The organism is Streptomyces zagrosensis, from assembly GCF_014203645.1.
Classification (GTDB): Bacteria; Actinomycetota; Actinomycetes; order Streptomycetales; family Streptomycetaceae; genus Streptomyces; species Streptomyces zagrosensis.
Map to the genome: position 1 here is coordinate 730,965 of NZ_JACHJL010000001.1, position 25,652 is coordinate 756,616.

At 68.1% G+C, this 25,652-nt stretch carries 24 protein-coding genes; 16 read left to right on the forward strand and 8 right to left on the reverse strand.

The features are described 5' to 3' along the window. The first annotated feature begins 182 nt into the window (after window positions 1-182). The 5 genes from FHS42_RS03045 to pgi all read left to right on the forward strand — a co-directional run bounded on the left by FHS42_RS03045 (window position 183) and on the right by pgi (window position 4,953). Window positions 183-1,394 carry a phosphoglycerate kinase gene (locus FHS42_RS03045; protein ID WP_184568884.1) on the forward strand — a complete coding sequence of 404 codons (1,212 nt, stop codon included), beginning with the start codon at window positions 183-185 and terminating at the stop codon, window positions 1,392-1,394. Between the two features lie 5 nt (window positions 1,395-1,399). Further along, window positions 1,400-2,176 carry a triose-phosphate isomerase gene (tpiA, locus tag FHS42_RS03050; protein ID WP_184568885.1) on the forward strand — a complete coding sequence of 259 codons (777 nt, stop codon included), beginning with the start codon at window positions 1,400-1,402 and terminating at the stop codon, window positions 2,174-2,176. A 148-nt stretch (window positions 2,177-2,324) separates the two neighbouring features. Then, window positions 2,325-2,558, forward strand: a complete 234-nt coding sequence (secG, locus tag FHS42_RS03055) for a preprotein translocase subunit SecG (RefSeq protein WP_184568886.1) — start codon at window positions 2,325-2,327, stop codon at window positions 2,556-2,558. 163 nt (window positions 2,559-2,721) lie between these two features. Then, window positions 2,722-3,057, forward strand: coding sequence for an RNA polymerase-binding protein RbpA (locus tag FHS42_RS03060; protein ID WP_184568887.1), 336 nt, complete (start codon window positions 2,722-2,724; stop codon window positions 3,055-3,057). A 243-nt stretch (window positions 3,058-3,300) separates the two neighbouring features. Then, complete coding sequence (gene pgi, locus FHS42_RS03065) at window positions 3,301-4,953, forward strand: glucose-6-phosphate isomerase (protein ID WP_184569073.1); 1,653 nt, start codon at window positions 3,301-3,303, stop codon at window positions 4,951-4,953. A gap of 207 nt (window positions 4,954-5,160) precedes the next feature. On the opposite strand, the gene pgl is transcribed toward pgi, so the two are convergent. From pgl to tkt, 5 genes are read right to left on the reverse strand one after another with little or no spacing between them, the layout of a single operon-like run. Further along, entirely contained in the window at window positions 5,161-5,967 is an 807-nt protein-coding gene (gene pgl, locus FHS42_RS03070; RefSeq protein ID WP_184568888.1) for a 6-phosphogluconolactonase, read from the reverse strand. Further along, a complete protein-coding gene (opcA, locus tag FHS42_RS03075; protein WP_184568889.1) occupies window positions 5,964-7,118 on the reverse strand; it encodes a glucose-6-phosphate dehydrogenase assembly protein OpcA in 1,155 nt (384 codons plus the stop codon). The genes pgl and opcA overlap by 4 nt, the downstream gene beginning before the upstream one ends. Beyond that, entirely contained in the window at window positions 7,115-8,656 is a 1,542-nt protein-coding gene (zwf, locus tag FHS42_RS03080) for a glucose-6-phosphate dehydrogenase (protein ID WP_246494173.1), read from the reverse strand. The genes opcA and zwf overlap by 4 nt, the downstream gene beginning before the upstream one ends. After that, on the reverse strand, window positions 8,653-9,795 hold the full coding sequence (gene tal / locus FHS42_RS03085) for a transaldolase (protein ID WP_184568891.1): 1,143 nt from the start codon (window positions 9,793-9,795) through the stop codon (window positions 8,653-8,655). The genes zwf and tal overlap by 4 nt, the downstream gene beginning before the upstream one ends. Before the next feature lie 34 nt (window positions 9,796-9,829). Then, entirely contained in the window at window positions 9,830-11,908 is a 2,079-nt protein-coding gene (gene tkt, locus FHS42_RS03090; RefSeq protein ID WP_184568892.1) for a transketolase, read from the reverse strand. Window positions 11,909-12,403: 495 nt separating this feature from the next. Between tkt and FHS42_RS03095 the strand changes: the two genes are divergently transcribed. From FHS42_RS03095 to FHS42_RS03105, 3 genes are all read left to right on the forward strand, one after another. Continuing rightward, on the forward strand, window positions 12,404-13,348 hold the full coding sequence (locus FHS42_RS03095) for a heme o synthase (protein ID WP_184568893.1): 945 nt from the start codon (window positions 12,404-12,406) through the stop codon (window positions 13,346-13,348). Window positions 13,349-13,499: 151 nt separating this feature from the next. Then, window positions 13,500-13,874, forward strand: a complete 375-nt coding sequence (locus tag FHS42_RS03100) for a hypothetical protein (protein ID WP_184568894.1) — start codon at window positions 13,500-13,502, stop codon at window positions 13,872-13,874. A gap of 75 nt (window positions 13,875-13,949) precedes the next feature. Further along, complete coding sequence (locus FHS42_RS03105; protein ID WP_246494115.1) at window positions 13,950-15,152, forward strand: amidohydrolase family protein; 1,203 nt, start codon at window positions 13,950-13,952, stop codon at window positions 15,150-15,152. Here the strand turns inward: FHS42_RS03105 and FHS42_RS03110 are convergent. From FHS42_RS03110 to FHS42_RS03120, 3 genes are all read right to left on the reverse strand, one after another. Continuing rightward, on the reverse strand, window positions 15,110-16,114 hold the full coding sequence (locus FHS42_RS03110) for a COX15/CtaA family protein (protein ID WP_184568895.1): 1,005 nt from the start codon (window positions 16,112-16,114) through the stop codon (window positions 15,110-15,112). The genes FHS42_RS03105 and FHS42_RS03110 overlap by 43 nt on opposite strands. A 179-nt stretch (window positions 16,115-16,293) precedes the next feature. Further along, complete coding sequence (locus tag FHS42_RS03115) at window positions 16,294-17,010, reverse strand: ABC transporter permease (protein WP_184569075.1); 717 nt, start codon at window positions 17,008-17,010, stop codon at window positions 16,294-16,296. 137 nt (window positions 17,011-17,147) lie between these two features. After that, window positions 17,148-18,128, reverse strand: a complete 981-nt coding sequence (locus FHS42_RS03120) for an ABC transporter ATP-binding protein (RefSeq protein WP_184568896.1) — start codon at window positions 18,126-18,128, stop codon at window positions 17,148-17,150. A gap of 663 nt (window positions 18,129-18,791) precedes the next feature. Between FHS42_RS03120 and FHS42_RS03125 the strand changes: the two genes are divergently transcribed. The 8 genes from FHS42_RS03125 to FHS42_RS03160 all read left to right on the forward strand — a co-directional run bounded on the left by FHS42_RS03125 (window position 18,792) and on the right by FHS42_RS03160 (window position 25,537). Beyond that, window positions 18,792-19,586 carry a helix-turn-helix transcriptional regulator gene (locus FHS42_RS03125; RefSeq protein WP_184568897.1) on the forward strand — a complete coding sequence of 265 codons (795 nt, stop codon included), beginning with the start codon at window positions 18,792-18,794 and terminating at the stop codon, window positions 19,584-19,586. After that, window positions 19,583-21,004 carry a Fe-S cluster assembly protein SufB gene (sufB, locus tag FHS42_RS03130; RefSeq protein ID WP_184568898.1) on the forward strand — a complete coding sequence of 474 codons (1,422 nt, stop codon included), beginning with the start codon at window positions 19,583-19,585 and terminating at the stop codon, window positions 21,002-21,004. Before FHS42_RS03125 ends, sufB begins: the two co-directional genes overlap by 4 nt. Window positions 21,005-21,069: 65 nt before the next feature. Next, entirely contained in the window at window positions 21,070-22,248 is a 1,179-nt protein-coding gene (gene sufD, locus FHS42_RS03135; RefSeq protein WP_184568899.1) for a Fe-S cluster assembly protein SufD, read from the forward strand. Further along, window positions 22,245-22,580, forward strand: coding sequence for a non-heme iron oxygenase ferredoxin subunit (locus FHS42_RS03140; protein WP_184568900.1), 336 nt, complete (start codon window positions 22,245-22,247; stop codon window positions 22,578-22,580). The genes sufD and FHS42_RS03140 overlap by 4 nt, the downstream gene beginning before the upstream one ends. A gap of 7 nt (window positions 22,581-22,587) precedes the next feature. Beyond that, entirely contained in the window at window positions 22,588-23,352 is a 765-nt protein-coding gene (gene sufC, locus FHS42_RS03145; RefSeq protein WP_184568901.1) for a Fe-S cluster assembly ATPase SufC, read from the forward strand. 118 nt (window positions 23,353-23,470) lie between these two features. After that, window positions 23,471-24,727, forward strand: a complete 1,257-nt coding sequence (locus FHS42_RS03150) for a cysteine desulfurase (RefSeq protein WP_184568902.1) — start codon at window positions 23,471-23,473, stop codon at window positions 24,725-24,727. Window positions 24,728-24,740: 13 nt separating this feature from the next. Then, window positions 24,741-25,205 carry a Fe-S cluster assembly sulfur transfer protein SufU gene (gene sufU, locus FHS42_RS03155; RefSeq protein ID WP_184568903.1) on the forward strand — a complete coding sequence of 155 codons (465 nt, stop codon included), beginning with the start codon at window positions 24,741-24,743 and terminating at the stop codon, window positions 25,203-25,205. Then, window positions 25,202-25,537 (forward strand): metal-sulfur cluster assembly factor, encoded by a 336-nt coding sequence (locus tag FHS42_RS03160; RefSeq protein WP_184568904.1) that lies wholly within the window; start codon window positions 25,202-25,204, stop codon window positions 25,535-25,537. The genes sufU and FHS42_RS03160 overlap by 4 nt, the downstream gene beginning before the upstream one ends. The last annotated feature ends 115 nt before the right edge of the window (window positions 25,538-25,652 follow it).

Genomic DNA, 25,652 nt, shown 5'->3' on the forward strand with positions numbered 1-25,652 from the left:
CGCCCGGCTCGCTTCCTTCCGGCTGCGGCCGGGAGTGGCCCCGGGCGCGTAGTCCGGGGTGGTGTCCCCAGCCACCGGGTCACCCAGATGTGTAGCGGACGGGGCCCGGGTGACGCGACGGTGCGTCGTCCGGGCCCCGTTCCGTGCAGGCCCACCGTGGAGACTCAAGGAGTCCAGGAAGCATGAAGACGATCGACGACCTCAGCAAGGACGGTCTGGCGGGCAAGCGCGTGTTCGTCCGTGCCGACCTCAATGTGCCGCTTGAGGGCGCCACCATCACCGACGACGGTCGCATCCGGGCCGTCGTGCCGACCATCGCACGGCTCGCCGAAGCCGGCGCCAAGGTGGTCGTCGCCTCCCATCTCGGCCGCCCCAAGGGCGCGCCGGAGGAGCGGTACTCGCTCGCCCCCGTCGCGAGCCGGCTCGGTGAACTACTCGGCAAAAATGTCGCGTTCGCAAACGACACCGTGGGGGACAGCGCGAAGGCCACCGTCGCCGCTTTGGGCGATGGCGAGGTCACGCTGCTGGAAAACCTCCGGTTCAACGCAGGCGAGACCAGCAAGGACGATGCCGAGCGAGCCGCCTTCGCCGACCAGCTCGCCACGCTCGCGGACGTCTACGTCGGTGACGGCTTTGGTGCCGTGCACCGCAAGCACGCCTCCGTCTACGACCTTCCGGCGCGGCTGCCGCACGCCGCCGGCGATCTGATCGCCGCTGAGGTCGCCGTGTTGAAGAAGCTCACCGAGGACGTCAAGCGGCCGTACGCCGTGGTGCTCGGCGGCGCCAAGGTCTCCGACAAGCTCGCCGTCATCGACCACCTGATGGAGAAGGCCGACCGCATCCTGATCGGCGGCGGCATGGCGTACACCTTCCTCAAGGCACAGGGCCACGAGGTCGGCACGTCGCTGCTCCAGGAGGACCAGTTGCCCGCGGTCCGCGAGTACCTGGCGCGCGGAGAGGAGCGCGGCGTGGAGTTCGTGCTGCCGGTGGATGTGCTGGTCTCGACCGGGTTCCCCGACCTTGAGGCCAAGGCCCCCACCCATCCGCAGACCGTCGCTGCGGACGCCATGCCGGCCGACCAGGGGGGGCTGGATATCGGTCCCAAGACCTGCAAGCTGTACGCATCGAAGCTCGCCGACGCGGCCACCGTCTTTTGGAACGGGCCGATGGGCGTCTTCGAACACCCCGACTACGCCGATGGCACCAGGGCCGTCGCCCAGGCACTTCTCGACAGCCCCGCCTTTTCGGTGGTCGGTGGCGGGGACTCGGCCGCGGCCGTACGCATCCTGGGCTTCGACGAAAACGCTTTCGGCCACATCTCGACCGGTGGCGGCGCCAGCCTCGAATATCTCGAAGGCAAGACGCTCCCCGGCCTCGCCGCACTGGAGGACTGAACACCGTGAGTGACCGCACCCCGCTGATGGCGGGCAACTGGAAGATGAACCTCAACCACCTTGAGGCCATCGCGCACGTCCAGAAGCTCGCCTTCGCGCTCGCCGACAAGGACTACGAAACCGTCGAGGTCGCAGTCCTGCCGCCGTTCACCGACCTGCGGTCGGTGCAGACGCTGGTGGACGGCGACAAACTGAAGATCAAGTACGGCGCTCAGGACATCTCGGTGCACAGCTCCGGTGCGTACACCGGTGAGATCTCCGGACCCATGCTGTCCAAGCTCAAGTGCAGCTATGTGACAGTCGGGCACTCCGAGCGCCGCCAGTACCACGCAGAGACGGACGAGACCTGCAACGCCAAGGTCAAGGCCGCCTACCAGCACGGCATCACGCCCATCCTGTGTGTCGGCGAGGGTCTGAAGGTCCGCAAGGCAGGCAACCACGTGGCGCATACCCTCGCCCAGGTGGACGGCGGGCTACAGGACCTCCCGGCCGAGCAGGCCGCGTCGATCGTCATCGCCTACGAGCCGGTCTGGGCGATCGGCACCGGCGAGGTTGCCACGCCCGAGGACGCGCAGGAGGTCTGCGGGGCGATCCGTAAGCGCCTGGTCGCGCTGTACAGCAGGGAGCTGGCCGACGCGGTGCGCATCCAGTACGGCGGCTCCGTCAAGGCGGCCAACATCGCGGCGATCATGGCCAAGCCGGACGTAGACGGCGCGCTGATCGGCGGGGCGGCGCTCGATGCGGACGAGTTCGTCAAGATCGTCCGTTTCCGCGACCAGTAGCAGCTATGACGACGGGGCTACCCCGTCGTACCCTGTCGGGGCCGGGACGGGCGCTAACGCGCTGTCCGGCCCCGACAACGTTCAACGGTTACATGCGTTTCATCAGATCGTTTTCAGAATTCTTGCGTCCGAGAGAGTTGGTCCAGCCGTGGAAACTGGGTTCTCAATCGCCCTCATCGTCTTCAGCGCGCTGATGATGATGCTCGTGCTCATGCACAAGGGAAAGGGTGGCGGCCTGTCCGACATGTTCGGTGGCGGAATGCAGTCCTCAGTCGGCGGGTCTTCTGTCGCCGAGCGTAACCTTGACCGGATCACCGTTGTGGTCGGTGTGCTGTGGTTCGTATGCATTGTCGTGCTGGGCGTGATGATGAAGCTGGATTAACTGACGTACCGTCGTAAACGCAGCCTATTATTGGGCTTGCGTCCCCGGGGACGGGTGTAACTCCTGTCACTGGACGCGCGTTGGGCCTACATAGACTGGGGCGCCCGGCAGCGGAGCCGCCTATCGGATGCTTCGCGGCACCATCACGCAGGGAGTTACAACCGTGGCAAGTGGCAACGCGATCCGAGGAAGTCGGGTCGGAGCGGGGCCGATGGGAGAGGCCGAGCGAGGCGAGTCAGCGCCCCGCCTGCGTATCTCCTTCTGGTGCTCGAACAGGCACGAGACACAGCCGAGTTTCGCCAGCGACGCGCAGATTCCCGACACATGGGACTGTCCGCGCTGCGGCCTCCCCGCTGGAAAAGACCGGGAGAGCCCGCCGGCCGCGCCGCGTACCGAGCCGTACAAGACGCACCTCGCGTACGTACGGGAGCGGCGCAGTGACGCGGACGGCGAGGCAATTTTGGCCGAGGCGCTCGCCAAGCTCCGCGGCGAAATCTGACGCACGACCGCGATTGCCTGCGGGGCCGACACCACCGCAGGCACCGACCGGCAGCGGGCCACGCGGCCCGCGTCGCGCCTTTCCGACACGGGCAGGGCCCGGCTAGCGCTTCCGTTACGGAAGGCTGCCGGGCTCTTTTCGTGGGCGGCGCCCCAGCCCGCGATTGCGGCGTAGCTGCGGCCCTGATCAACTAGGTTGGGCGGCGCTGGCGCACTGACGAGAAGAATAGGGCTGATGTCCGAGATGAACGCTGAAGGCCGAACCCGGCTCGACCAGATGCCGGAGTGGATCGCGCTGGAAGAGCACCGCGAGCAACTGGGGCAGGTGCGACTGCGTGAGGTGTTTGCGGCCGACCCGGAGCGCGGTAAGCGCTACACCCTGCGGGTCGGCGATCTTTATCTGGACTATTCCAAGCACCTGGTCACCGACGAGACGCTGCGACTGCTGCGAAACCTGGCAGCGGCGAGCGGCGTCGCCGAGTTGCGGGACGCCATGTTCCGCGGCGACGCAATCAACACCACCGAGGGGCGCTCCGTACTGCACACGGCGCTGCGGGCCCCGCTGTCAAAGGTCATCGAGGCCAACGGCGAGAACGTGATGCCCGCCGTGCACGCGGTACTCACCAAGATGGCCACTTTCGCCGACCGCATCAGGTCGGGCCACTGGACCGGGCACACCGGTAAGCCGATCAAGACGGTCGTCAATATTGGTATTGGCGGCTCCGACCTGGGCCCTGCCATGGCCTATGAGGCGCTACGCGCCTACAGCGCACGCCACCTGGATTTTCGCTTCGTATCCAATGTGGACGGCGCCGACCTGCACGAGGCGATCCGCGATCTCGACGCGGCCGAGACGCTGTTCATCGTGGCCTCCAAGACCTTTACCACCATCGAGACCATCACCAATGCGAAGTCGGCCCGCGACTGGCTGCTGTCCGAGCTGAGGGCGGATCAGGACGCGGTCGCCAAGCACTTCGTGGCGCTGTCCACCAATGCGGAGAAGGTCGCCGAGTTCGGCATCGATCCGACCAATATGTTCGAGTTCTGGGACTGGGTCGGCGGTCGTTACTCGTACGACTCCGCGATCGGGCTCTCGCTCATGATCGCCATCGGCCATGACCGCTTTCGAGAGATGCTCGCGGGCTTCCACCTGATCGATGAGCATTTCCTCAGCGCCCCGCCCGAGGAGAACGTGCCGCTGCTCCTTGGCCTACTCGGCGTCTGGTACGGCGACTTCCACGACGCCCAGGCCCATGCCGTACTGCCTTACAGCCACTACCTGGCCAAGTTCACCGCGTACCTCCAACAGCTCGACATGGAGTCCAACGGCAAGTCGGTGGACCGCCAGGGCAGGCCCGTCACGTGGCAGACCGGCCCCGTGGTGTGGGGCACGCCCGGCACCAACGGCCAGCACGCCTACTATCAGTTGCTGCATCAGGGGACGAAGCTCATCCCGGCCGATCTGATCGGATTTGCCAAGCCGGTGAACGACCTGTCGCCTGGACTCGCCCGGCAGCACGACCTGTTGATGGCCAACCTGTTCGCGCAGGGCCAGGCGCTCGCGTTCGGTAAGACGGCGGACGAGGTCAGGGCGGAGGGCGTGGCGGAGGAGTTGGTGCCGCACAAGACGTTCCCCGGCAACCGGCCGACCAGCACCATCCTCGCCAACGAGTTGACGCCTTCGGTGCTCGGCCAGTTGATCGCGCTCTACGAGCACAAGGTGTTTGTGCAGGGCGCGATCTGGAACATCGACTCCTTCGACCAGTGGGGTGTGGAACTGGGCAAGGTGCTCGCCAAGGAGGTGGAGCCCGCGCTGCTCGCCGACGAGGAGGTGCCGGGGCTGGACAGCTCCACGGCGGCCCTGGTGGAGCGGTACCGCACGCTGCGGGGGCGTTGACACAGTTGACACAGCCCCTGCGCTCGCCGGGCGCGGCGCGGCGGAAGTCCACCGCGCCGCACCCGGCCCGAGCAGGCGACCAGCACCGGCCGAAGTGACCTGCACCGGCCGAAGGTGACCGGCACCGACCCGGGTAGCCGCTGCCGGCCTAGGCGACCGCCACCCCCAAGGCGACCGTACGGCGCCGTCAGCGCGGGCCTGGCATCGTCAGGGCGACGACGGCGGATACAGGTCGCGCGGGAGTTCGGCGGCGGCTGCCCGGTCCAGGAGCCACAGGGTGCGGCTTTGGCCGCGGGCACCGGCGGCCGGGGTCTGCACCTCACCGGCGCCCGAGAGTGCGATGGCCACGGCCCTGGCCTTGTCCTCGCCCGCCGCGAGCAGCCACACCTCGCGGGCCGCGCGAATCGCGGGCAGGGTCAGCGAGATACGCGTGGGCGGCGGCTTGGGCGCGCCGTGCACGCCGACCACGGTTCGCTCCGTCTCGCGTACCGCGGGCAGCTCCGGAAAGAGCGAGGCCACATGCGTGTCCGGGCCGACCCCAAGGAGAAGCACGTCGAACGCGGGCACGCCACCGCCGCCGGCACCGGCCGGCGGCGAGGCGGTCTCCTGGGCGGCTGCGGTGGCCAACTCCGTGGCGTAGGCGGCAGCCGCCGCGTCGGCATCGCCGGTGTACGTGCCGTCCGACGCGGGCATCGGGTGCACCCGAGCCGGGTCCAGCGGCACCGCGTCGAGCAACGCCTCCCGGGCCTGGGTGGCGTTGCGCTCCGGGTCGCCGGTCGGCAAGAACCGCTCGTCGCCCCACCACAGATCCAGCCGCGACCAGTCCACCGCGTCCCGCGCAGGGGACTCGGCGAGCGCCGCCAGCAGCCCGTTGCCGTTGCGGCCCCCGGTGAGGACGACCGACGCAGAGCCGCGGGCGGCCTGCGCATCGACGATGCGCGTGATCAGCCGGGCGGCGGCGGCCCGGGCCATCAGCTCCTTGTCGCGGTGGACGACGACCTGCGGCGCGGTCACTTCGACGCCGCCCTCTTGACCGCCTGCGGGGCGGACTTCTTCTTGCCACTCCCGCCACCGCTGCCGCCATCCGCACCGCTGTTGCCGTCCGGCGCGGGCTCCGTTCCCGCGGCTGGGGCGGCGGTGCCGGCCTGGTCGATCCGTACGCTGTCGGCCTTGGCCTTATTTCCTGCGGCCGGGGCCTTGCCTCCTGTTGCCGGGGCCTTAGTCCTCGCTGCCGGAGCCTTGCTGCCCAGTCGTGCCACGCCGTACTTCACCGCGGAGGCGTACGTCTCGTCCGGGTCGAGGCGGCGCAGCTCCTCGGCGATCAGCTCGGAGGTCTCCCGCCGATGCAGCGCAACGTGCCGGTCGGGCTGGCCCGGCATGGCCAACTCCGCCAGCGAGCCGTCCGCCCGGTCCAAGCAGATCGTGCCATCGGCGGTCTCCAGACGCACCGCAGTGAGCCCGGGGCCCTCCGAGACCTGCCGCTCGACCGGTACGCCCAGCCGCTCGGCGAGCCACAGTCCCAGCAACTCGCTGCTGGGGTTGTACGCCTCCCCTTCGACCGAGGCCGAGGTGACCGTCGCGTGCTTTTGGTCCAGGGCCGCGGCCAGCACGCTGCGCCACGGGGTGATCCGGGTCCAGGCCAGGTCGGTGTCGCCCGGGGTGTAGGTGTCGGCCCGCAGCCCGAGCGTGGCGACCGGGTCCTCGGTGGCCTGGGCGTCGGTGATACGGCGCGCGGCGAGCTGACCGAGCAGATCGTCCCCCGGGTGATCCGGCGCGTCCTCCGGCCACCACACCACGACGGGGGCGTCCGGCAGCAGCAGCGGCAACACCACCGAGTGCGCGTGACTGGACAACTCGCCATGCAGCCGCAGCAGCACCGTCTCGCCGGTCCCGCTGTCCCCACCGACCCGCACCTCGGCGTCGAGTCGGGCGATCTTACGGTCGCGAGGTGATCGCCCTGGGCGTCGGATGACGACCAGCGTCCGCGAGGGATGTTCCTTCGATGCCTCGCTCGCGGCCTTGAGCGCGTCGTAGTGGTTGCCCTCGTCGGTCACGATGACCAAGGTGAGGACCATCCCGACGGCAGGCGTGCCGGTTGCCCGGCGCGCCTGAACCAAGGCGGAGTTGATCCGGCTGGACGTGGTGTCCGTGAGATCGATGTTCATGGCCGCCGCCAACTCCGTCCGTCTCGTGCAAGCATCTGGTCCGCAGCCTTGGGACCCCAGGTCCCGGCGGTGTACTCCTCGGGCTTGCCGTGCTTGTCCCAGTACGTCTCGATCGGGTCGAGGATGCGCCAGGACTCTTCGACTTCCTGGTGTCGCGGGAAGAGGTTCGCGTCGCCGAGCAGCACGTCAAGGAGCAGCCGCTCGTACGCCTCTGGGCTGGACTCGGTGAAGGACTCGCCGTACGCGAAGTCCATGGTCACGTCCCGGATCTCCATCGAGGTGCCGGGCACCTTGGAGCCGAACCTGATGGTCACGCCCTCGTCCGGCTGTACCCGGATCACCAGGGCGTTTTGCCCCAGTTCCTGGGTGTCGGTGGTGTCGAACGGGGAGTACGGGGCGCGCTGGAAGACCACGGCGATCTCCGTCACCCGGCGCCCGAGCCGCTTGCCGGTGCGCAGATAGAAGGGGACGCCCGCCCAGCGGCGGTTGTCGATCTCCAGCTTGATGGCGGCGTAGGTGTCGGTCTTCGACGCCGGATCGATGCCCTCTTCTTCGAGGTAGCCGCAGACCTCGGTACCGCCCTGCCAGCCGTGCGTGTACTGGCCGCGCACGGTGTGCCTGCCCAGGTCGTTGGGGAGCTTGACGGCGGTGAGCGCCTTCAGCTTCTCGGTGACCAGGGCCTTGGCGTCGAAGGAGGCGGGCTCCTCCATGGCGGTCAGCGCGAGGAGTTGGAGCAGGTGGTTTTGGATGACGTCACGGGCGGAGCCGATGCCGTCGTAGTAGCCTGCCCGGCCGCCGATGCCGATGTCCTCGGCCATGGTGATCTGCACGTGGTCCACGTACGAGCGGTTCCACAGCGGCTCGAACATGGTGTTGGCGAAGCGCAGCGCCAGGATGTTTTGGACCGTCTCCTTGCCCAGGTAGTGATCGATGCGGAAGACATCGCTGGGCCTGAAGACCTGGTGGACGACCTGGTTGAGCTCTTGCGCGCTGGCCAGGTCGTGACCGAAGGGCTTTTCGATGACGGCCCGTCGCCAGGAGTCGCCCTGGCCCTCGGACAGGCCGTGTCGCTTGAGCTGCTGGACGACGGTGGGGAAGAACTTCGGCGGTACGGACAGATAGAAGGCGAAGTTGCCGCCCGTGCCGCGGGTCCCGTCCAGCTCCTCTATGGTGCTTTTGAGTAGCTTGAACGCCTCGTCGTCGGAGAACTCGCCGGGAACGAAGCGAAATCCCTCGGCGAGTTGTTGCCAGACCTCCTCGCGAAAGGGGGTCCTGGCGTGTTCCTTGACTGCGTCGTGCACGACCTGGGAGAAGTCCTCGTCTTCCCAGTCGCGGCGGGCGAATCCGATGAGGGAGAAGCCCGGAGGCAGCAGCCCACGGTTAGCCAGGTCATAAACGGCTGGCATCAGCTTTTTACGTGACAAATCGCCCGTGACGCCGAAGATCACCAGGCCCGACGGTCCCGCGATACGCGGGAGCCGTCGGTCCTGAGCGTCACGCAGCGGATTGTCGCCGCGTGCGGGTTCAGACAAGGTCAGTCCTTTGCCGGAGTGAGGCGCTTGAGCTCGGCCTCGGTGGACTTCAGCAGATCGGTCCAGGACGCCTCGAACTTACTCACGCCCTCCTCTTCGAGCAGCCGTACGACATCGTCATAGCTGATGCCGATAGCGGCGAGGGCATCGAGGTCGGCCTGGGCCTGGGCGTAAGTGGCTCGCACGGTGTCACCGGTGATCTGACCGCGCGCGGCGGTGGCCTCCAGCGTGGCCTCCGGCATCGTGTTGACCGTGCCGGGCGCGACCAGGTCGTCCACGTACAGCGTGTCCTTGTACGCGGGGTCCTTCACACCGGTCGATGCCCACAGCGGGCGCTGCCGGTTGGCCTGCGCCTTGTCCAGTGCGGCGAACCGCTCGGAGGGGGCGACCGAGCCGTCAGCGGAGCCGAAGACCTCTTCGTACGCCTGGTAGGCGAGCCTGGCGTTGGCGAGCGCGGCCTTGCCCTTGAGCTGCTTGGCCTCGTCAGTGCCCAGGCCGTCAAGGCGCTTGTCGATCTCGGTGTCCACTCGGGAGACGAAGAACGACGCCACCGAGTAGATCGTGGAGAGGTCGATTCCGGCGGCCTTGGCCTTCTCCAGGCCCGCCACGTAAGCCTCCATCACCTTGCGGTAGCGCTCAAGCGAGAAGATCAACGTGACGTTGACGCTGATGCCGCGGCCGATGGTCTCGGTGATCGCCGGCAGTCCCGCCTCGGTGGCCGGGATCTTGATCAGCGTGTTCGGCCGGTCCACCAGCCAGGCCAGTTGCTTGGCCTCGGCCACGGTGGCATCCGTACGGTGCGCAAGGCGCGGGTCAACCTCGATGGAGACCCGGCCGTCCTGGCCATCGGTCGCGTCGAAGACCGGGCGCAGGATGTCGGCGGCGTCGCGGACGTCCGCTGTGGTGATCATGCGAACGGCCTCTTCGACGGTCACCCCGCGCACCGCGAGGTCCGCGAGCTGCTGGTCGTAGCCGTCACCCTGGGAGATGGCCTTCTGGAAGATCGACGGGTTGGTCGTGACGCCGACGACGTGCTGCTGGTCGATCAGCTCGGCGAGGTTGCCGGAGGTGATCCGCTTACGGGACAGGTCGTCCAGCCAGATCGCGACGCCTTCGTCCGAGAGGCGCTTGAGTGCGTCTGTCATGGGAATTGCAACTCCTACTAGTCGTATACGAGCGTCAGCGCCCGGCGGCGTCGATCGATTCCCGCGCGGCCTGGACCACCGCGTCGGCGGTGATGCCGAACTCGTGGAACAGCACCTTGTAGTCCGCGGACGCGCCGTAGTGCTCAAGCGAGACGATTCGGCCGTGGTCACCAACGAAGCGGTACCAGGTCAGGCCGATGCCCGCCTCGACCGCGACGCGCGCCTTCACGGTCGGGGTCAGCACGCTGTCCCGGTAAGCCTGGTCCTGCTCCTCGAACCACTCGACCGAGGGCATCGACACCACGCGAGTGGGCACCCCGGCAGCCTGAAGCTGCTCGCGCGCCTCGACAGCGAGGTGCACCTCGGAACCGGTGGCGATCAGGATCACCTTCGCCTGGCCGCCCTCGGCGTCGCGCAGTACGTAGCCACCCTTGGCCGTGTTCTCGTTGGCCTCGTAGGTGGGCACGTTCTGCCGGGTCAGGGCCAGGCCGTGCGGGGCGGGCTTGTCCCGGTGCCGGCGCAGGATCTCGCGCCAGGCGATCGCCGTCTCGTTGGCGTCGGCCGGGCGCACCATGTTCAGGCCGGGGATCGCGCGCAGCGCGGCCATGTGCTCGACCGGCTGGTGGGTCGGCCCGTCCTCACCGAGGCCGATGGAGTCGTGCGTCCACACATAGGTGACCGGCAGCTTCATCAAAGCGGCGAGCCGCACCGCCGGGCGCATGTAGTCGGAGAACACCAAGAAGGTGCCGCCGTAGACGCGGGTGTTGCCGTGCAGCGCGATGCCGTTCATGGTCGAGCCCATGGCGTGCTCGCGGATGCCGAAGTGCACCGTGCGGCCGTAGGGGCTCGCCTCTGGCAGCGGGTTGTCCGCCGGGAGGAAGGACGACGACGCGTCGATCGTGGTGTTGTTCGAGCCCGCGAGGTCGGCGGAGCCGCCCCACAGCTCGGGAATGACCGCGCCGAGCGCCTTGAGGGCCTCGCCGGATGCCTTGCGGGTGGCCACGTCCTTGCCCACGGGGAAGGACGGCAGGGACTTCTCCCAGCCCGCGGGCAGCTCGCCCGAGCTGATCCGGTCGAACTCGGCGGCCCGCTCCGGGTTGGCCTCGCGCCAGGCCAGCAACTGCTTGTCCCAGTCGCTGTGGACCTGTCGGCCGCGGTCAATGACCTTACGGGCGTGCGCGAGCACCGCCTCTTCTACGTCGAAGTGCTGCTCCGGGTCGAAGCCGAGCACCTCCTTGGTGGCCGCGACCTCGTCGGCGCCAAGCGCGGAGCCGTGTGAGGCCTCGGTGTTCTGCGCGTTCGGCGCGGGCCAGGCGATGATCGTGCGGGCCGCGATGATCGACGGCCGCTCCGTCTCGGCCTGCGCGGCCTGCAACGCCGCGTGCAGCGCCTCGATGTCGAAGTCGCCGCTGGCCGCCTGGTCAATGCGCTGGACGTGCCAGCCGTACGCCTCGTACCGCTTGAGCACGTCCTCCGAAAGGGCGGTGGCTGTGTCGCCCTCGATGGAGATGTGGTTGTCGTCGTAGAGCGCGACCAGGTTGCCCAGCTTTTGGTGCCCGGCCAGCGACGACGCCTCGGCGGAGATGCCCTCTTCCAGGTCACCATCGGAGACGATCGCCCAGATGGTGTGGTCGAAGGGGGAGCTGCCCTTGGGCGCGTCAGGGTCGAACAGCCCGCGCTCGTAGCGGGCGGCCATGGCCATGCCCACCGCGTTCGCGATGCCCTGACCGAGCGGTCCCGTGGTGGTCTCCACACCGGTGGTGTGACCGACCTCGGGGTGTCCGGGGGTCTTGCTGCCCCAGGTGCGGAACGCCTTGAGATCCTCCAGCTCCAGTCCGTAACCGGAAAGGAAGAGCTGAATGTAGAGCGTGAGGCTGGTATGTCCGGGGGAGAGAACGAACCGGTCACGGCCGGTCCAGTTCGCGTCCGTGGGATCGTGCCGCATCAACTTCTGAAAGAGAAGGTACGCGGCCGGAGCCAGGCTCATGGCCGTGCCAGGGTGGCCGTTACCGACCTTCTGCACGGCATCCATGGCCAGGACGCGGACGGTGTCCACGGCCCGCTGGTCCAGTTCGGTCCACTGAAGATCTGTGGTGGTCGGCTTGGTGCTCACCCTGAGTCAGGGCTCCTCTCCACAAGGTCGAATCCGGTGCGGGTTCTTCACGCCGGGCAGGGCCGAGCCTACCCCCGCGACAGCGCTCATTCTTTCGACCGCTGCGCCCTGTGGACACCGCCATGACCTGCTGGCCACGCGGGTTCCCCGGGGTGTCGTCCCTTAGTCATCGGCTGAGTCATCGGCCGTTGTCGTGGCACCTTTCCACCTTGCCCGCACGGGCATGAGCGCGCGCGTCGGAACCGCGGGATGCGGTGGTTTATCGATGGCTCGCCGATGGGTTGTCGGTCGATTTTCGATGAGTTTTCGATGGGTTGTCGATGCCCATCACGGTGCGGACCGACCCCCAACACGACCCCACCCCGGCGACGGGCGGCGTAGCGGCAACGTCTAGAGTGGCGTGGTACGCGCAAGTCTTAACCGGGGCTTCATATCCGGTGCTTGCTGGTCTGCCTGCGGCTTCCTGCCGCTGATGTCACTAAACCAGGGGTGTGCGTGACGGCCGTCGAATCCCGTCCTGCGGGGTCGCTCTCTACCCAGAGCCACAGTCACCGGCCGTTCGGGGCCCGTGCCAAGGCGTTTCTCGCATTGACGAAGCCGCGCGTCATCGAGCTGTTGCTGATGACGACCGTTCCGGTGATGTTCTTGGCCGCCGAGGGTGTTCCCGACCTATGGCTTGTGCTTGCTACCTGCCTAGGCGGATTCATGTCCGCCGGTGGCGCCGGTGCATTCAACATGTATATCGATCGGGACATCGACGCCCTGATGGACCGCACTTCTCAGCGGCCCCTGGTGACCGGCATGGTCTCGCCACGCGAGTGCCTGATCTTCGCTTACGCCCTCACCGTGGTCTCCACGGCCTGGTTGTGGTTCCTGGTCAACCCGCTGTCGTCGATGCTCGCACTGGGCGCGCTGCTGTTCTACGTCATCGGCTACACGATGCTGCTCAAGCGGCGCACCGCGCAGAACATCGTCTGGGGCGGCATCGCTGGCTGCATGCCGGTCTTCGTCGGCTGGTCGGCCGTCACCAACTCCGTCTCCTGGGCCTCGGTAGTCCTCTTCGCGGTCATGTTCTTCTGGACGCCGCCGCACTACTGGCCGCTGTCGATGAAGGTCAAGGACGACTACGAGCGCGCGGGCGTGCCCATGCTGCCGGTCGTCGCCGGCAACAAGGCCGTGGCCCGGCAGATCGTGCTCTACAGCTGGATGATGGTGCTGGTGTCGCTGGCGCTGTGGCCGCTCGGCTTCACCGGTTGGTTCTACCCGGTGGTCGCCGCCGCGCTTGGCGCGCTCTGGCTCAAGGAAGCGCACGGGCTCTACTCGCGCGCCAAGGCCGGAGTAACGGGCGCCAAGCTCAACGAGATGCGGCTCTTCCACTGGTCCATCACCTATGTCTCGCTGCTCTTCGTGGCGGTGGCCGTGGACCCGTTCCTGCGCTGAACGCGCAGCGCGCCACTCTCCTTAGCTCGTTTGGGCGGTTTGTGCGGCGCCGGCTCGTGCTGATCCGGCGCCCGCCCACCCCGCGTGGGTGGCGCAGGCCACGCGCACGGCCCGTCGCCAAGGTCATTTACCGCTCGGTAGCATCGTGCCCATGGCAGACACCGAGCAGGCCGAAGAGAGCACGCCGCCCCCGGCCACCGAGGCCGTCCGCGACGCCAGGGCGGAGCGCCGCGCAGCCCGGCTGGCCAAGCAGATCAACGCCTTCGCCCGCAGCCACGGCGGCAGCGCCGAGGGCCAACTCGCCCATATTGGACGCGGCTCCGTACGCATCGCCTTGGTAGGCGCCAACGGCGAGTGGGGCACCCTGGTGGCCCCCTCGCATGAGAGCGCTCAGCGCGCCGTCGAGCTGTCCGGGCTGACCGTGCACGAGGACTTTTCGGGCGAGTTCGCAGCCAAGGTCCGCACCGGTCCCTACGAGTGGTCTCGGATGGCCGGTATCCAGCTCGGCGGCCCCAGCAACCCGTAGCCTTCCCCGCACCGACACCTCACGTGTCCGCACGCGTTAGACCGCCGGGGGACCCGCACGGGCAGGGAGACGCGGATGCTGCTGGACGGCCCCGAGCGGCGGCGACCCAGCCCGCCAGGCCCTCGGCCAGCGGGCTGGGCCCAAGGTGGCGGGGCCGGTGAAGCACCGTGGGGTGAGCCTGGCTGTGAGCCCGGCCCCATCGCGGCCGAGGACCGAGGCTTCGCGCTTCCCCCACTGGTGGACCAGCACGGCCTCGGCGTCTCGCATGGTGAACTCGGACTCGGCTCCTTTGAGTCACTTTTGGCCACCGCGGGCGGCTCCCACGGCGCCGCCCCGCCCGGCACCACCTTCTTCGACACCTGGACCGGGCTCGCCGTACGCCGCTGGTGCCCGCCACTGCTTGGCCTCGAAGCGCACTGCACGCCCGTGCGCTATCTCGCCGCACGACGTGAGCTGGGCGCCTACCGCGCCACCCGACTGCTGCTGCGCGGCTGCGGCATCGGTGCGTACCTACTGGAGACCGGCACGGCCGCCGAGCTGACCTCAGCCCACGAGCTGGCCTCGGCCGCGGACGCGCCCGCCCACGAGATCGTCCGGCTCGAACCCCTCGCGGAACAGGTCGCCGACACCTCGGGCACTGTCGGCGACTTCCTTGGCAACACGGCGGAGGCGCTGTACACCGCAGCGCGGTACGCCGTGGCCTTCGCCTGCGCACCGGGCCTTGGCGATGCGCAGCCACCGGATGCCCCCACCGTGCGGCGGGCCGCCGATCGCTGGCTGGGCACGCGCACCCGTGGGGCGGGGTTGGACGACCCGGTGCTGCTGCGCCATCTGATGTGGAACGCCGTCGCTACCGGCCTGCCCGTCCAACTGCACTGCCCGCAACCGGAGCAGATCGCCACCTTCCTCGCCGCGACGGCAGGGCTCGGTACTGACCTGGTGCTGCTGCCAGGCCACGGCGGGCATGAGCGTGCGGCGCGGTTTGCGGCCGTCTTTCCGCATGTCTACGCGGACGTGGGGCCCGCGCCGCAGGAGACGCTGCGGCAGGCACCGTTTGGAAAGTTGCTGTTTTCAACTGGCGCGCGGGCGCTGCCGGAGTTGTACGTGGTGGCCGCGTGTCTCTTCGCGGAACGCATGGCGCAGCTGGCTCGGGAGTGGGCCGCCGAGGGGGTGTGCACGGAGCCCGAGGCGTGGCGGATCGCCTCGCTGGTGGCGGCGGGTACCGCGCGCCGGGTCTATCGGCTGGCGGCGGGGGCCGGGTCTTCTTCGGCGGGCTGAAGCGCCTCGTGCTCACCGGTGGGCGCGGGGACGGCGGCCGGTGCCTCGCCCCGCTCCCGTAGCGCGAGGAAGACTCGCAGCACCGCGATCCACACCAGGCAGGAGCCGAGCATGTGCATCCCGACGACGAACTCCGGCAAATGGGTGAAATACTGGATGTAGCCGATCAAGCCCTGCGAGAGCAGCACAGCGAAAAGTTCGACCACCGTGCGCGAGATGACCTTGGGGGCTGCGACCGCGCGCAGCGTGAACCACAGCGCGACGGTCAGACCGAACACGATGTAGACGAAGTCCACATGCAACTGGGTGATTTCCTGCCAGTCCAGCGGAATGCGGTGCACCTTTGTGGCGTCGCCCGCATGTGGGCCTGAGCCGGTGACCACCGCGCCGATGACGATCAGTACGCCGGCGGCTCCCACCAGAAGCCAGGAGAGCTGCCGTACGGGGGTCGCCACCAGCCCGCGGGGAGCCGCGTCACCCTCGCGGGTGCGCTGCCAGGTGACCATCGCCACCGTGAGCAGTGCCATGGAGATCAGGAAGTGCGAGCTGACGATGTACGGGTTGAGCCCGGTCAGCACCGTGATGCCGCCGACCACGGCGTTGCCCATCACGATCCAGAACTGAACCCAGCCCAGCCGAGTCAGGGAGCGCCGCGTCGGCTTATAGGAGCGGGCGGCAATGATGAACAGCCCGATCACGCCACACAACACGTACGTCAGCATGCGGTTGCCGAACTCGATAACCCCGTGAATGCCCATGTCAGAGGTGGGCGTGAGGCTGTTGTCCGTGCACTTGGGCCAGGTCTCACAGCCAAGCCCGGACTGGGTCAGCCGCACGGCGCCACCGGTCACGACGATGACCACGGCCATCACCACGGTGATCAGCGCAGTCAGCCGTACGACCCGCGCTGACGGCGTCCAGCGGCGGGCGATCAGCTCAAAAGGATTCCACGAATTCGGCACGGGTTCATGGTAGGGCGCACCTTGTGCATGCATTCACGAGGGGGGTGGACACGGAGCCCGCGCGCCCGGCCCCGCGGCCAAGGACTGTGCTGTCCGACGTCGGGCTGCCGGCTGCCCGACGATGGGCTGACGGCTGTCTCACGGGGGATCGGCGGCTGTCTGGCAGTGCAGCGTGGGTGTCATTCCCAGCGGAAGAAGCGCCCCGCCGCGCCGAGGCCGAGCACGGCCCACGCGGCCAATACGCCGAGGTTGGCCCAGGGAACTCCGGCGCCGTCCCGTAGCACGTCGCGTAGCCCATCGGAGAGCGCGGAGACGGGCAGGAAACTCAGCACCGACTCCACGCCGCCGGGGAAGTTGTCCAGCGGCACGACCACCCCGCCGCCAAAGAGCAGCAGCAAGAAGACCAGGTTGGCCGCGGCCAGCGTGGCCTCCGCCCGAAGCGTGCCGGCCATCAGCAGTCCGAGGCCGGAGAACGCGGCGGTGCCGAGCAGGAGCAGCAGGGCGACCGTGGCCGGGTTGCCGTGCGGTGACCAACCAAGGGCGAGGGCGACCGCCGTGAGCAGCGCGACCTGGAGCACCTCGGTCACCAGCACCGCGCACGTCTTGGCCGTCAGCAGCCCCCAGCGCGGCAAGGGCGAGGCGCCGAGCCGCTTGAGCACCCCGTACCGCCGTTCGAAGCCGGTGGCGATGGCCTGCCCGGTGAACGCGGTGGACAGCACGGCCAGCGCCAGTACGCCGGGCGCAAGGAAGTCCACCGCGTCACCGTCGCCGGTGTCCACGATGTCCACGGCGCTGAACAGGGCGAGCAGCAGCGTCGGAATGATGATGACGAGCAGCAGCTGTTCGCCGTTACGCAGTAGCAGCCGGGTCTCCAAGGCGGCCTGGGCCCGAATCATCCGCCCGAGCGGGGCGGCGCCGGGTCGGGGTGTGAACGTCCCAGCGGGCTCCGACGCAGCGGCGGGTCCTGTGGTGTCGGCGGGCCCTGTGGTGTCAGCAGTGTCAGCAGTGTCAGCAGTGTCAGTGGGGTCAGCGATCACGCGCGCAGCTCCTTGCCGGTCAGCTCCAGGAATACGTCCTCCAGGGTGTGCCGCTCCACCGACAGTCGGTCGGGCAGTACGCCGTGCTGTGCGCACCAGGAGGTCACGGTGGCCAGCAACTGGGGCGTGATGTTGCCGGTGATGCGGTACGAGCCGGGGGTGAGCTCGATCGCCGTGCACTCCACGGGTAGGGCCTTGAGCAGCGAGACCACATCGAGCGCCGGGCGGCCCGAGAAGCGCAGTGAGTTCTCCGCGCCGCCCCGGCACAGGGCTTCCGGGCTGCCGGCGGCGATCACCTTGCCGCCGTCGATGATGGCGACCTCGTCGGCGAGTTGCTCGGCCTCGTCCATGTGGTGCGTGGTGAGGACGACGCTCACGCCGTCCGTACGCAGCTCGCGCACCAGGTCCCAGGTGGCGCGCCTGGCCTGGGGGTCGAGCCCGGCGGTTGGTTCGTCGAGGAAGACCAGCTCGGGGCGGCCGACGACGGCCATGGCCAGGGCGAGTCGCTGCTGCTGTCCACCGGAGAGCCGTCGGTAGACCGTACGGCCGCAGCTTTCGAGGCCAAGGCGTTCGATGAGGGTGTCCACGTCCACGGGGTGCGCGTGCAGGGTCGCGGTGTGGCGCAGCATCTCTGCGGCGCGGGCGCCGGGATAGATGCCACCGGACTGGAGCATGACGCCGATGCGAGGACGCAGTCGCGCCGCGTCTGCGAGCGGGTCGAGCCCGAGCACCCGCACGCTGCCCTCGTCCGGGCGCCGGTAGCCCTCGCACGTCTCGATGGTGGTGGTCTTGCCGGCGCCGTTGGGGCCGAGCACCGCGGTGACGCTGCCCCGCGCGACGGAGAGCGTGAGCCCATCGACGGCCGTCTTCGTCCCGTACCGCTTGAACAGGCCCACGATCTCGACCGCCGGCGCCTCCCCGGCAGCCCCTCCCGGTGCGGGCCGCGGGAGGTGGCTGGGGGAGGGCTCGTCTCGCATAGGCGGCAGTCTACGAAGCGATGACCACCCGTTGGGCGGCAGGCCCCTGCTAGGGGGCGAGGTGAGGGGGCGCGCGACCGAGTGCGGAGCGCTCCCATGGCGTACGCCTGTTGCCCCGAGCGGCCCCGCGCCGGGCGGCAGCTTCCGTGCGCCCACCCCCGTGGGGCCCGGGCGCATGCTTTTTTCGGGGCCTGTGGGGTGCGCGGGCTGGTGGGGTGCGACTTCGCCGCCTGCCGTGAGCGATGGCTGGGACTGCCAAGGGTCCGGCGCCTTTGCCGGTTTTTCACGAGATGGCTGGTTTACGGTCTTCCCTTAGGCAGCGAACCGTCGGAGTCCGCCACGCCGTCTAGCGGCCGTCCACCGGGCGGCAGCCCTTCCGCACCAGCCGGCCCGGTGCGCGGCGCGGTACTGCCTGTCGCGGGTCGCCTTCCGAAGCCTGTGCGTACCCGCAGGTCAATCCATGATCGTTGGGGAGCGCGGCTGCTGGGCCGGCGGTCGCGGTGGTCCGCGGGATGACTCCAGTGGTGTGCGAGCCCTCCACTACCGTTCCTGGCTCGTGATCATTCACGCAGGTCAACTTAGGTCTCCCTAAGTGACGCACCCCACCGAAGGCAGTTTCGGAGCGGGTTGTATCGGCCTGGGGAATTACGCAACAATGGCGTTGTGAAATACGTGAGCGAACACCAGGAGCCCGCGGCCCAGCCGGCCGCGGTGGCTGGCGTGCCTCCCGTAACCACCCATGACGACCAGCGCAGCACCCGTAACCGGGTGGCGCGCTCCATTCTCGACCATGGCCCGTCCACCGCGGCCGAGGTCGCCCAGCGGCTCAAGATCACTCAGGCCGCCGTGCGTCGCCATCTGGACACTTTGGTGGCCGAGGGCGTCGTCGAGCCCCGCGAGCAGCGGGTGTATGGCGCGCGGGGCCGGGGCCGTCCGGCCAAGGTCTTCGTGCTGACGGACTGCGGCCGGGACGCCTTCGATCAGGCGTACGACCAGTTGGCCACCGATGCGTTGCGCTGGATCGCGCAGTCGGCCGGCGGGGGACAGATGGGCGAGGCCGCCGTAGCGGCGTTTGCCCGCGCCCGGCTGGCCGCGCAGGCGGTGGGATACCGAGCGGCAATCGAGGCCGCGGCCCCGGAGTCCCGCACGGAGGCCCTGGCCAAGGCATTGACCGCCGACGGGTACGCTGCTACGGCGCGCAGCGCACCCAACCCTCAACTAGGTGAACAGCTCTGCCAGCACCACTGCCCGGTTGCGCATGTCGCCGAGCAGTTCCCGCAGCTTTGTGAGGCGGAGACCGAGGTCTTCTCCCACCTGCTCGGGACCCATGTGCAGCGACTGGCCACCATCGCCCATGGCGACGGGGTGTGCACGACGTTCATCCCGAAGAAGAAGACCAACGCGACCAACGCGTTCACCACAGCATCCGCAAGCACGTCCGGGAGGAAACCCGAATGACTCTCCCCACGGAGACTGCTCACCCTGAGCTTGAGGGCCTGGGCACGTACGAATACGGCTGGGCCGACTCCGACGTCGCCGGTACCGGTGCCAAGCGCGGCCTTTCCGAAGAGGTCGTCCGCGACATCTCCGCGAAGAAGTCGGAACCCGAGTGGATGCTGAAGCTTCGGCTCAAGGGCCTGAAGCTGTTCGGCAAGAAGCCGATGCCGACGTGGGGTTCGGACCTGTCGGGCATCGACTTCGACAACATCAAATACTTTGTGCGCTCCACCGAAAAGCAGGCCACGAGCTGGGAAGACCTGCCGGAGGACATCAAGAACACCTACGACAGGCTGGGCATCCCGGAGGCCGAGAAGCAGCGCTTGGTTGCCGGTGTCGCCGCGCAGTACGAGTCAGAGGTCGTCTACCACCAGATCCGTGAGGATCTGGAGGAGCAGGGCGTGCTGTTCCTGGACACTGACACGGCGCTCAAGGAGCACCCGGAGCTCTTCCAGGAATACTTCGGCACCGTGATCCCCATTGGCGACAACAAGTTCGCGTCGCTGAACTCGGCCGTGTGGTCCGGTGGCTCGTTCATCTACGTCCCGCCGGGTGTCCGCGTGGACATTCCGCTCCAGGCCTACTTCCGTATCAACACGGAGAACATGGGCCAGTTCGAGCGGACGCTGATCATCGTCGATGAGAACGCCTACGTGCACTACGTCGAGGGCTGTACCGCCCCGATCTACTCCTCCGACTCGCTGCACAGCGCCGTCGTGGAGATCATCGTGAAGAAGGGCGGTCGCTGCCGCTACACGACGATCCAAAACTGGTCGAACAACGTCTACAACCTGGTCACCAAGCGCGCCGTTGCTTACGAGGGCGCGACCATGGAGTGGGTTGATGGCAACATCGGCTCCAAGGTCACCATGAAGTACCCGGCCGTCTACCTGATGGGTGAGCACGCCAAGGGTGAGACGCTGTCGATCGCCTTCTCCGGCGCCGGCCAGCACCAGGACGCGGGCGCCAAGATGGTCCACATGGCGCCGAACACCTCCTCGAACATCGTCTCCAAGTCGGTGGCCCGAGGCGGCGGTCGTACCTCCTACCGCGGTCTGATCGAGATCGCCGAGGGGGCCCACGGCTCCAAGTCGAACGTGCTGTGTGACGCCCTGCTGGTGGACACCATCTCGCGCTCGGACACCTATCCCTACGTGGACGTCCGTGAGGACGACGTGTCCATGGGGCACGAGGCGACGGTCTCCAAGGTCAGCGACGACCAGCTCTTCTACCTGATGAGCCGCGGTCTGTCCGAGGACGAGGCGATGGCCATGATCGTGCGTGGCTTCGTCGAGCCGATCGCCCGCGAGCTGCCCATGGAGTACGCGCTGGAGCTCAACCGGCTGATCGAGCTGCAAATGGAGGGTGCGGTCGGCTGATGGCCGGCGCGTACCGCTAAAAGCAGCACTGTTTTCTGACGCAGAGAGAGAGCACCACGACAGCCATGGCTGAGAACACTCCCGCCGGCAGCACCACCGACGGCGCTATTCAGGTCGGCGGGGCGCCGCAGCCCATCGATGCCCGGGTGAGCGCCCCCGCCTCGTATGACGTGGCGGACTTCCCGGTGCCGCACGGCCGCGAGGAGGAGTGGCGGTTCACGCCGCTGGAGCGCCTACGGGGCCTGCACGACGGTACGGCCGAAGCCAAGGGGGGCTTGCGGATCGATGTGGACGCCCCCGAGGGCGTCACCGTCGAGACCGTGGACCGACAGGACCCCAGGCTCGGCCGGGCCGGCAAGCCGGTGGACCGCGTCGCCGCCCAGGCGTACAGCGCGTTCGAGAAGGCGTCGGTAATCTCCGTGCCCAAGGACACGGTGCTCACCGAGCCGGTGCGCATCGGCGTCCACGGCGAGGGCGGCGTGGCCTTCGCTCACCAGGTCATTGAGCTGGGCGCCTTCGCCGAGGCCCTGGTCGTCATCGACCACACCGGTGACGCCACGCTCGCCGCCAACGTCGAGTTCGTCGTCGGCGACGGCGCCAAGCTGACCGTCGTGTCCGTGCAGGACTGGGACGACGAGGCGGTGCACGTGGCACAGCACACCGCGCTGGTCGGCCGGGACGCCTCGTTCAAGTCCGTCATCGTCACCTTCGGCGGCGACCTCGTGCGGTTGCAGCCGCGGATCACCTACGCCGGTCCCGGTGGCGAGGCCGAGCTGTACGGCCTGTACTTCACCGACGACGGTCAGCACCAGGAGCACCGGCTCTTCGTGGACCACGACGCCCCGCACTGCCGGAGCAATGTGGTCTACAAGGGCGCGCTCCAGGGCCAGGGCGCGCACGCGGTGTGGATCGGTGACGTACTCATCCGCGCCGCGGCCGAGGGCACCGACACCTACGAGCTCAACCGGAACCTGGTCCTCACCGATGGCGCGCGCGTGGATTCGGTGCCGAACCTGGAGATCGAGACCGGTGAGATCGTCGGGGCCGGGCATGCTTCGGCAACTGGCCGGTTCGACGATGAGCAACTCTTCTATCTGATGGCGCGCGGCATCCCGGCCGATGAGGCCCGCCGCCTGGTGGTCCGCGGCTTCTTCGCCGAACTGGTCCAGCAGATCGGCATCCCGGACGTCGAGGAGCGCCTGCTCACCAAGATCGAAGCCGAACTGGAGGCGTCCGTCGGATGACTGCCCCTTTCCTGCGGGCTTGCGCGCTCAGCGAGCTCGAAGAGGATGCCCCCAAGCGGGTGGAGCTGAACGGGGTCCCCGTTTCGCTCGTCCGCACCGCGGGTGAGGTGTTCGCGATCAACGACATCTGCTCGCACGCGAACGTCTCGCTGTCCGAGGGCGAGGTGGACGACTGCTCCATCGAGTGCTGGTTGCATGGATCGAGCTTTGATCTGCGCACCGGCAAGCCGTCCGGGCTACCCGCGACGCGCCCCGTACCCGTATACCCCGTCAAGATCGAAGGGGACGGCCCAGAGGCTTCTGTGCTCGTCTCCGTCACCCAGGAGTCCTGAGGCACCCATGGCAACGCTTGAGATCCACGACCTGCACGTCTCCGTCGAGGCCGACAACGGCCCCCAGGAGATCTTGCGCGGCGTCAACCTGACCGTGAAGCAGGGCGAGACGCACGCGATCATGGGCCCGAACGGCTCCGGGAAGTCCACCCTCGCGTACTCCCTCGCGGGACACCCGAAGTACACCGTCACCGGCGGCACCGTCACGCTGGACGGCGAGAACGTCCTGGAGATGTCCGTCGATGAGCGGGCGCGAGCCGGCGTCTTCCTCGCCATGCAGTACCCGGTTGAGGTGCCCGGCGTCTCCGTCTCCAACTTCTTGCGCACCTCCGCCACCGCCATCCGCGGCGAGGCCCCCAAGCTGCGGCTGTGGGTCAAGGAGGTCAAGGCGGCCATGGAGCGGCTTTCCATCGACCCCGTGTTCGCCGAGCGCAACGTGAACGAGGGCTTCTCCGGCGGCGAGAAGAAGCGCCACGAGATCCTTCAGCTCGAACTGCTCAGGCCCAAGATCGCGGTCCTGGACGAGACGGACTCCGGCCTGGACGTGGACGCGCTGCGCGTCGTGTCCGACGGCGTCAACCGAGTGCGCGAGAGCGGCGAGGTCGGCACCCTGCTGATCACCCACTACACCCGCATCCTGCGCTACATCAAGCCTGACTTCGTGCATGTCTTCGCACATGGCCGGATCGCCGAGTCCGGCGGTGCCGAGCTTGCTGACAAGCTGGAGAACGAGGGCTACGAGGCGTACGTGAAGGGCGGCGCAACCTCGTGACACCCGCACGCGAGGCCATTGGCCCGCGGAAGGACCATGACCCGCGGATCGTACTTTCCCGCTCGCCAGCGGCGAGGAAGGGCCGCGCGGGCCAAGCCACGACCGAAAGGGGAGGGGCGTGACACCGTTGCCGGGCCTCCTCGACACCGAGGCGATCCGTAAGGACTTTCCCGTCTTGGACCGTGTGGTCCACGATGGCAAGAAGCTCGTTTACCTGGACAACGCGGCGACATCGCAAAAGCCGCGCCAGGTGCTCGACGCCCTCAACGCGTACTACGAGCGGCACAACTCCAACGTGCACCGTGGGGTCCACGTCCTGGCCGAAGAGGCCACCGCGCTGTACGAGGGCGCGCGGGACAAGGTCGCGGAGTTCATCAACGCGCCCAGCCGCAACGAGGTGATCTTCACCAAGAACGCCTCCGAGTCGCTGAACCTCGTGGCCAACATGCTCGGCTGGGCCGATGAGCCCTACCGCGTGGACCACGAGACCGAGATCGTCATCACGGAGATGGAGCACCACTCCAACATCGTCCCGTGGCAGTTGCTCTCGCAGCGCACGGGCGCGAAGCTGAAGTGGTTCGGGCTCACCGACGAGGGCCGTCTCGACCTGTCGAACATCGACGAGATCATCACGCCCCGAACGAAGATCGTTTCGTTTGTGCTGGTCTCCAACATCCTCGGCACCATCAACCCGGTCGAGGCCATCGTGCGCCGCGCCCAGGAGGTCGGTGCGCTGGTCTTGATCGACGCCTCGCAGGCGGCACCGCACATGGTGCTCGACGTGCAGGCGCTCCAGGCCGACTTTGTGGCCTTCACCGGCCACAAGATGTGCGCCCCCACCGGCATTGGCGTGCTGTGGGGCCGCCAAGAGCTCCTTGAGGACCTGCCGCCCTTCCTCGGTGGCGGCGAGATGATCGAAACCGTCTCGATGCACTCCTCGACCTACGCTCCGGCACCGCACAAGTTCGAGGCGGGGACGCCCCCGATCGCCCAGGCCGTTGGCCTTGGCGCGGCCGTGGACTACCTCACAGCGATCGGCATGGACCGTATCGAGGCGCATGAGCACGCGATCACCGAGTACGCGGTGCGCCGCTTCCACGAGGTGCCCGATCTGCGCATCATCGGCCCGACGACGGCCGAGGACCGCGGAGCGGCGATTTCCTTCACGCTCGGTGACATCCACCCGCATGACGTGGGGCAGGTACTGGACGAACAGGGCATCGCGGTCCGGGTCGGCCACCACTGTGCTCGACCCGTCTGCCTGCGGTACGGAATTCCTGCGACGACGCGAGCGTCGTTCTATCTGTACTCCACGCCGGCCGAGGTCGATGCCCTGGTCGATGGGCTGGAGCATGTACGGAACTTCTTCGGGTAGGGGCTGCTGACTCGTGAAGCTGGATTCGATGTACCAGGACGTCATCCTGGACCACTACAAGCACCCGCACGGCCGGGGGCTTCGGGATGGCGATGCCGAAGTGCACCACGTCAACCCGACCTGCGGTGATGAGATCACGCTCCGGGTGCGGTTGGACGGCGAGACCATCGCCGACATCTCGTACGAGGGGCAGGGTTGCTCCATCAGTCAGGCGAGCGCCTCGGTGCTCAATGATCTGCTCGTCGGCAAGGACCTCGCCGAGGCCGGCAAGGTCCAGGGGGCCTTCCTTGAGCTGATGCAGTCCAAGGGCAAGGTCGAGCCGGACGATGCGATGGAAGAGATCCTGGAGGACGCCGTCGCGTTCGCGGGCGTCTCGAAGTACCCGGCACGAGTGAAGTGCGCACTGCTGAGCTGGATGGCCTGGAAAGACGCCACGGCCCAGGCACTGGGCGAGGGCACTGGGAGGAAGACCGCATGAGCGAGAACGCAACGACCACCAAGCCCGCCAGCGAGGAGGAGGTCCGCGAGGCGCTGTACGACGTCGTGGACCCCGAGCTGGGAATCGACGTCGTCAACCTGGGCCTGATCTACGGCGTCCACGTCGACGATGCCAATATCGCCACCCTCGACATGACGTTGACCTCGGCGGCCTGTCCGCTGACCGATGTCATCGAGGACCAGGCGAAGTCGGCCACCGAGGGCATCGTCAACGAGCTGCGTATCAACTGGGTCTGGATGCCGCCGTGGGGCCCGGACAAGATCACCGACGATGGCCGCGAGCAGCTTCGGGCGCTGGGCTTCAACGTCTGAGTCGCGCCTCGCGGTGACGGCTCGTCGTGAGAGCCCGGTGTGTGAGGCCAGTGTGACAGCCCGGTGTGTGAGGCCGACCTCTTGTGGGGGTCGGTGTCGCCCACCGGGCGTTCCT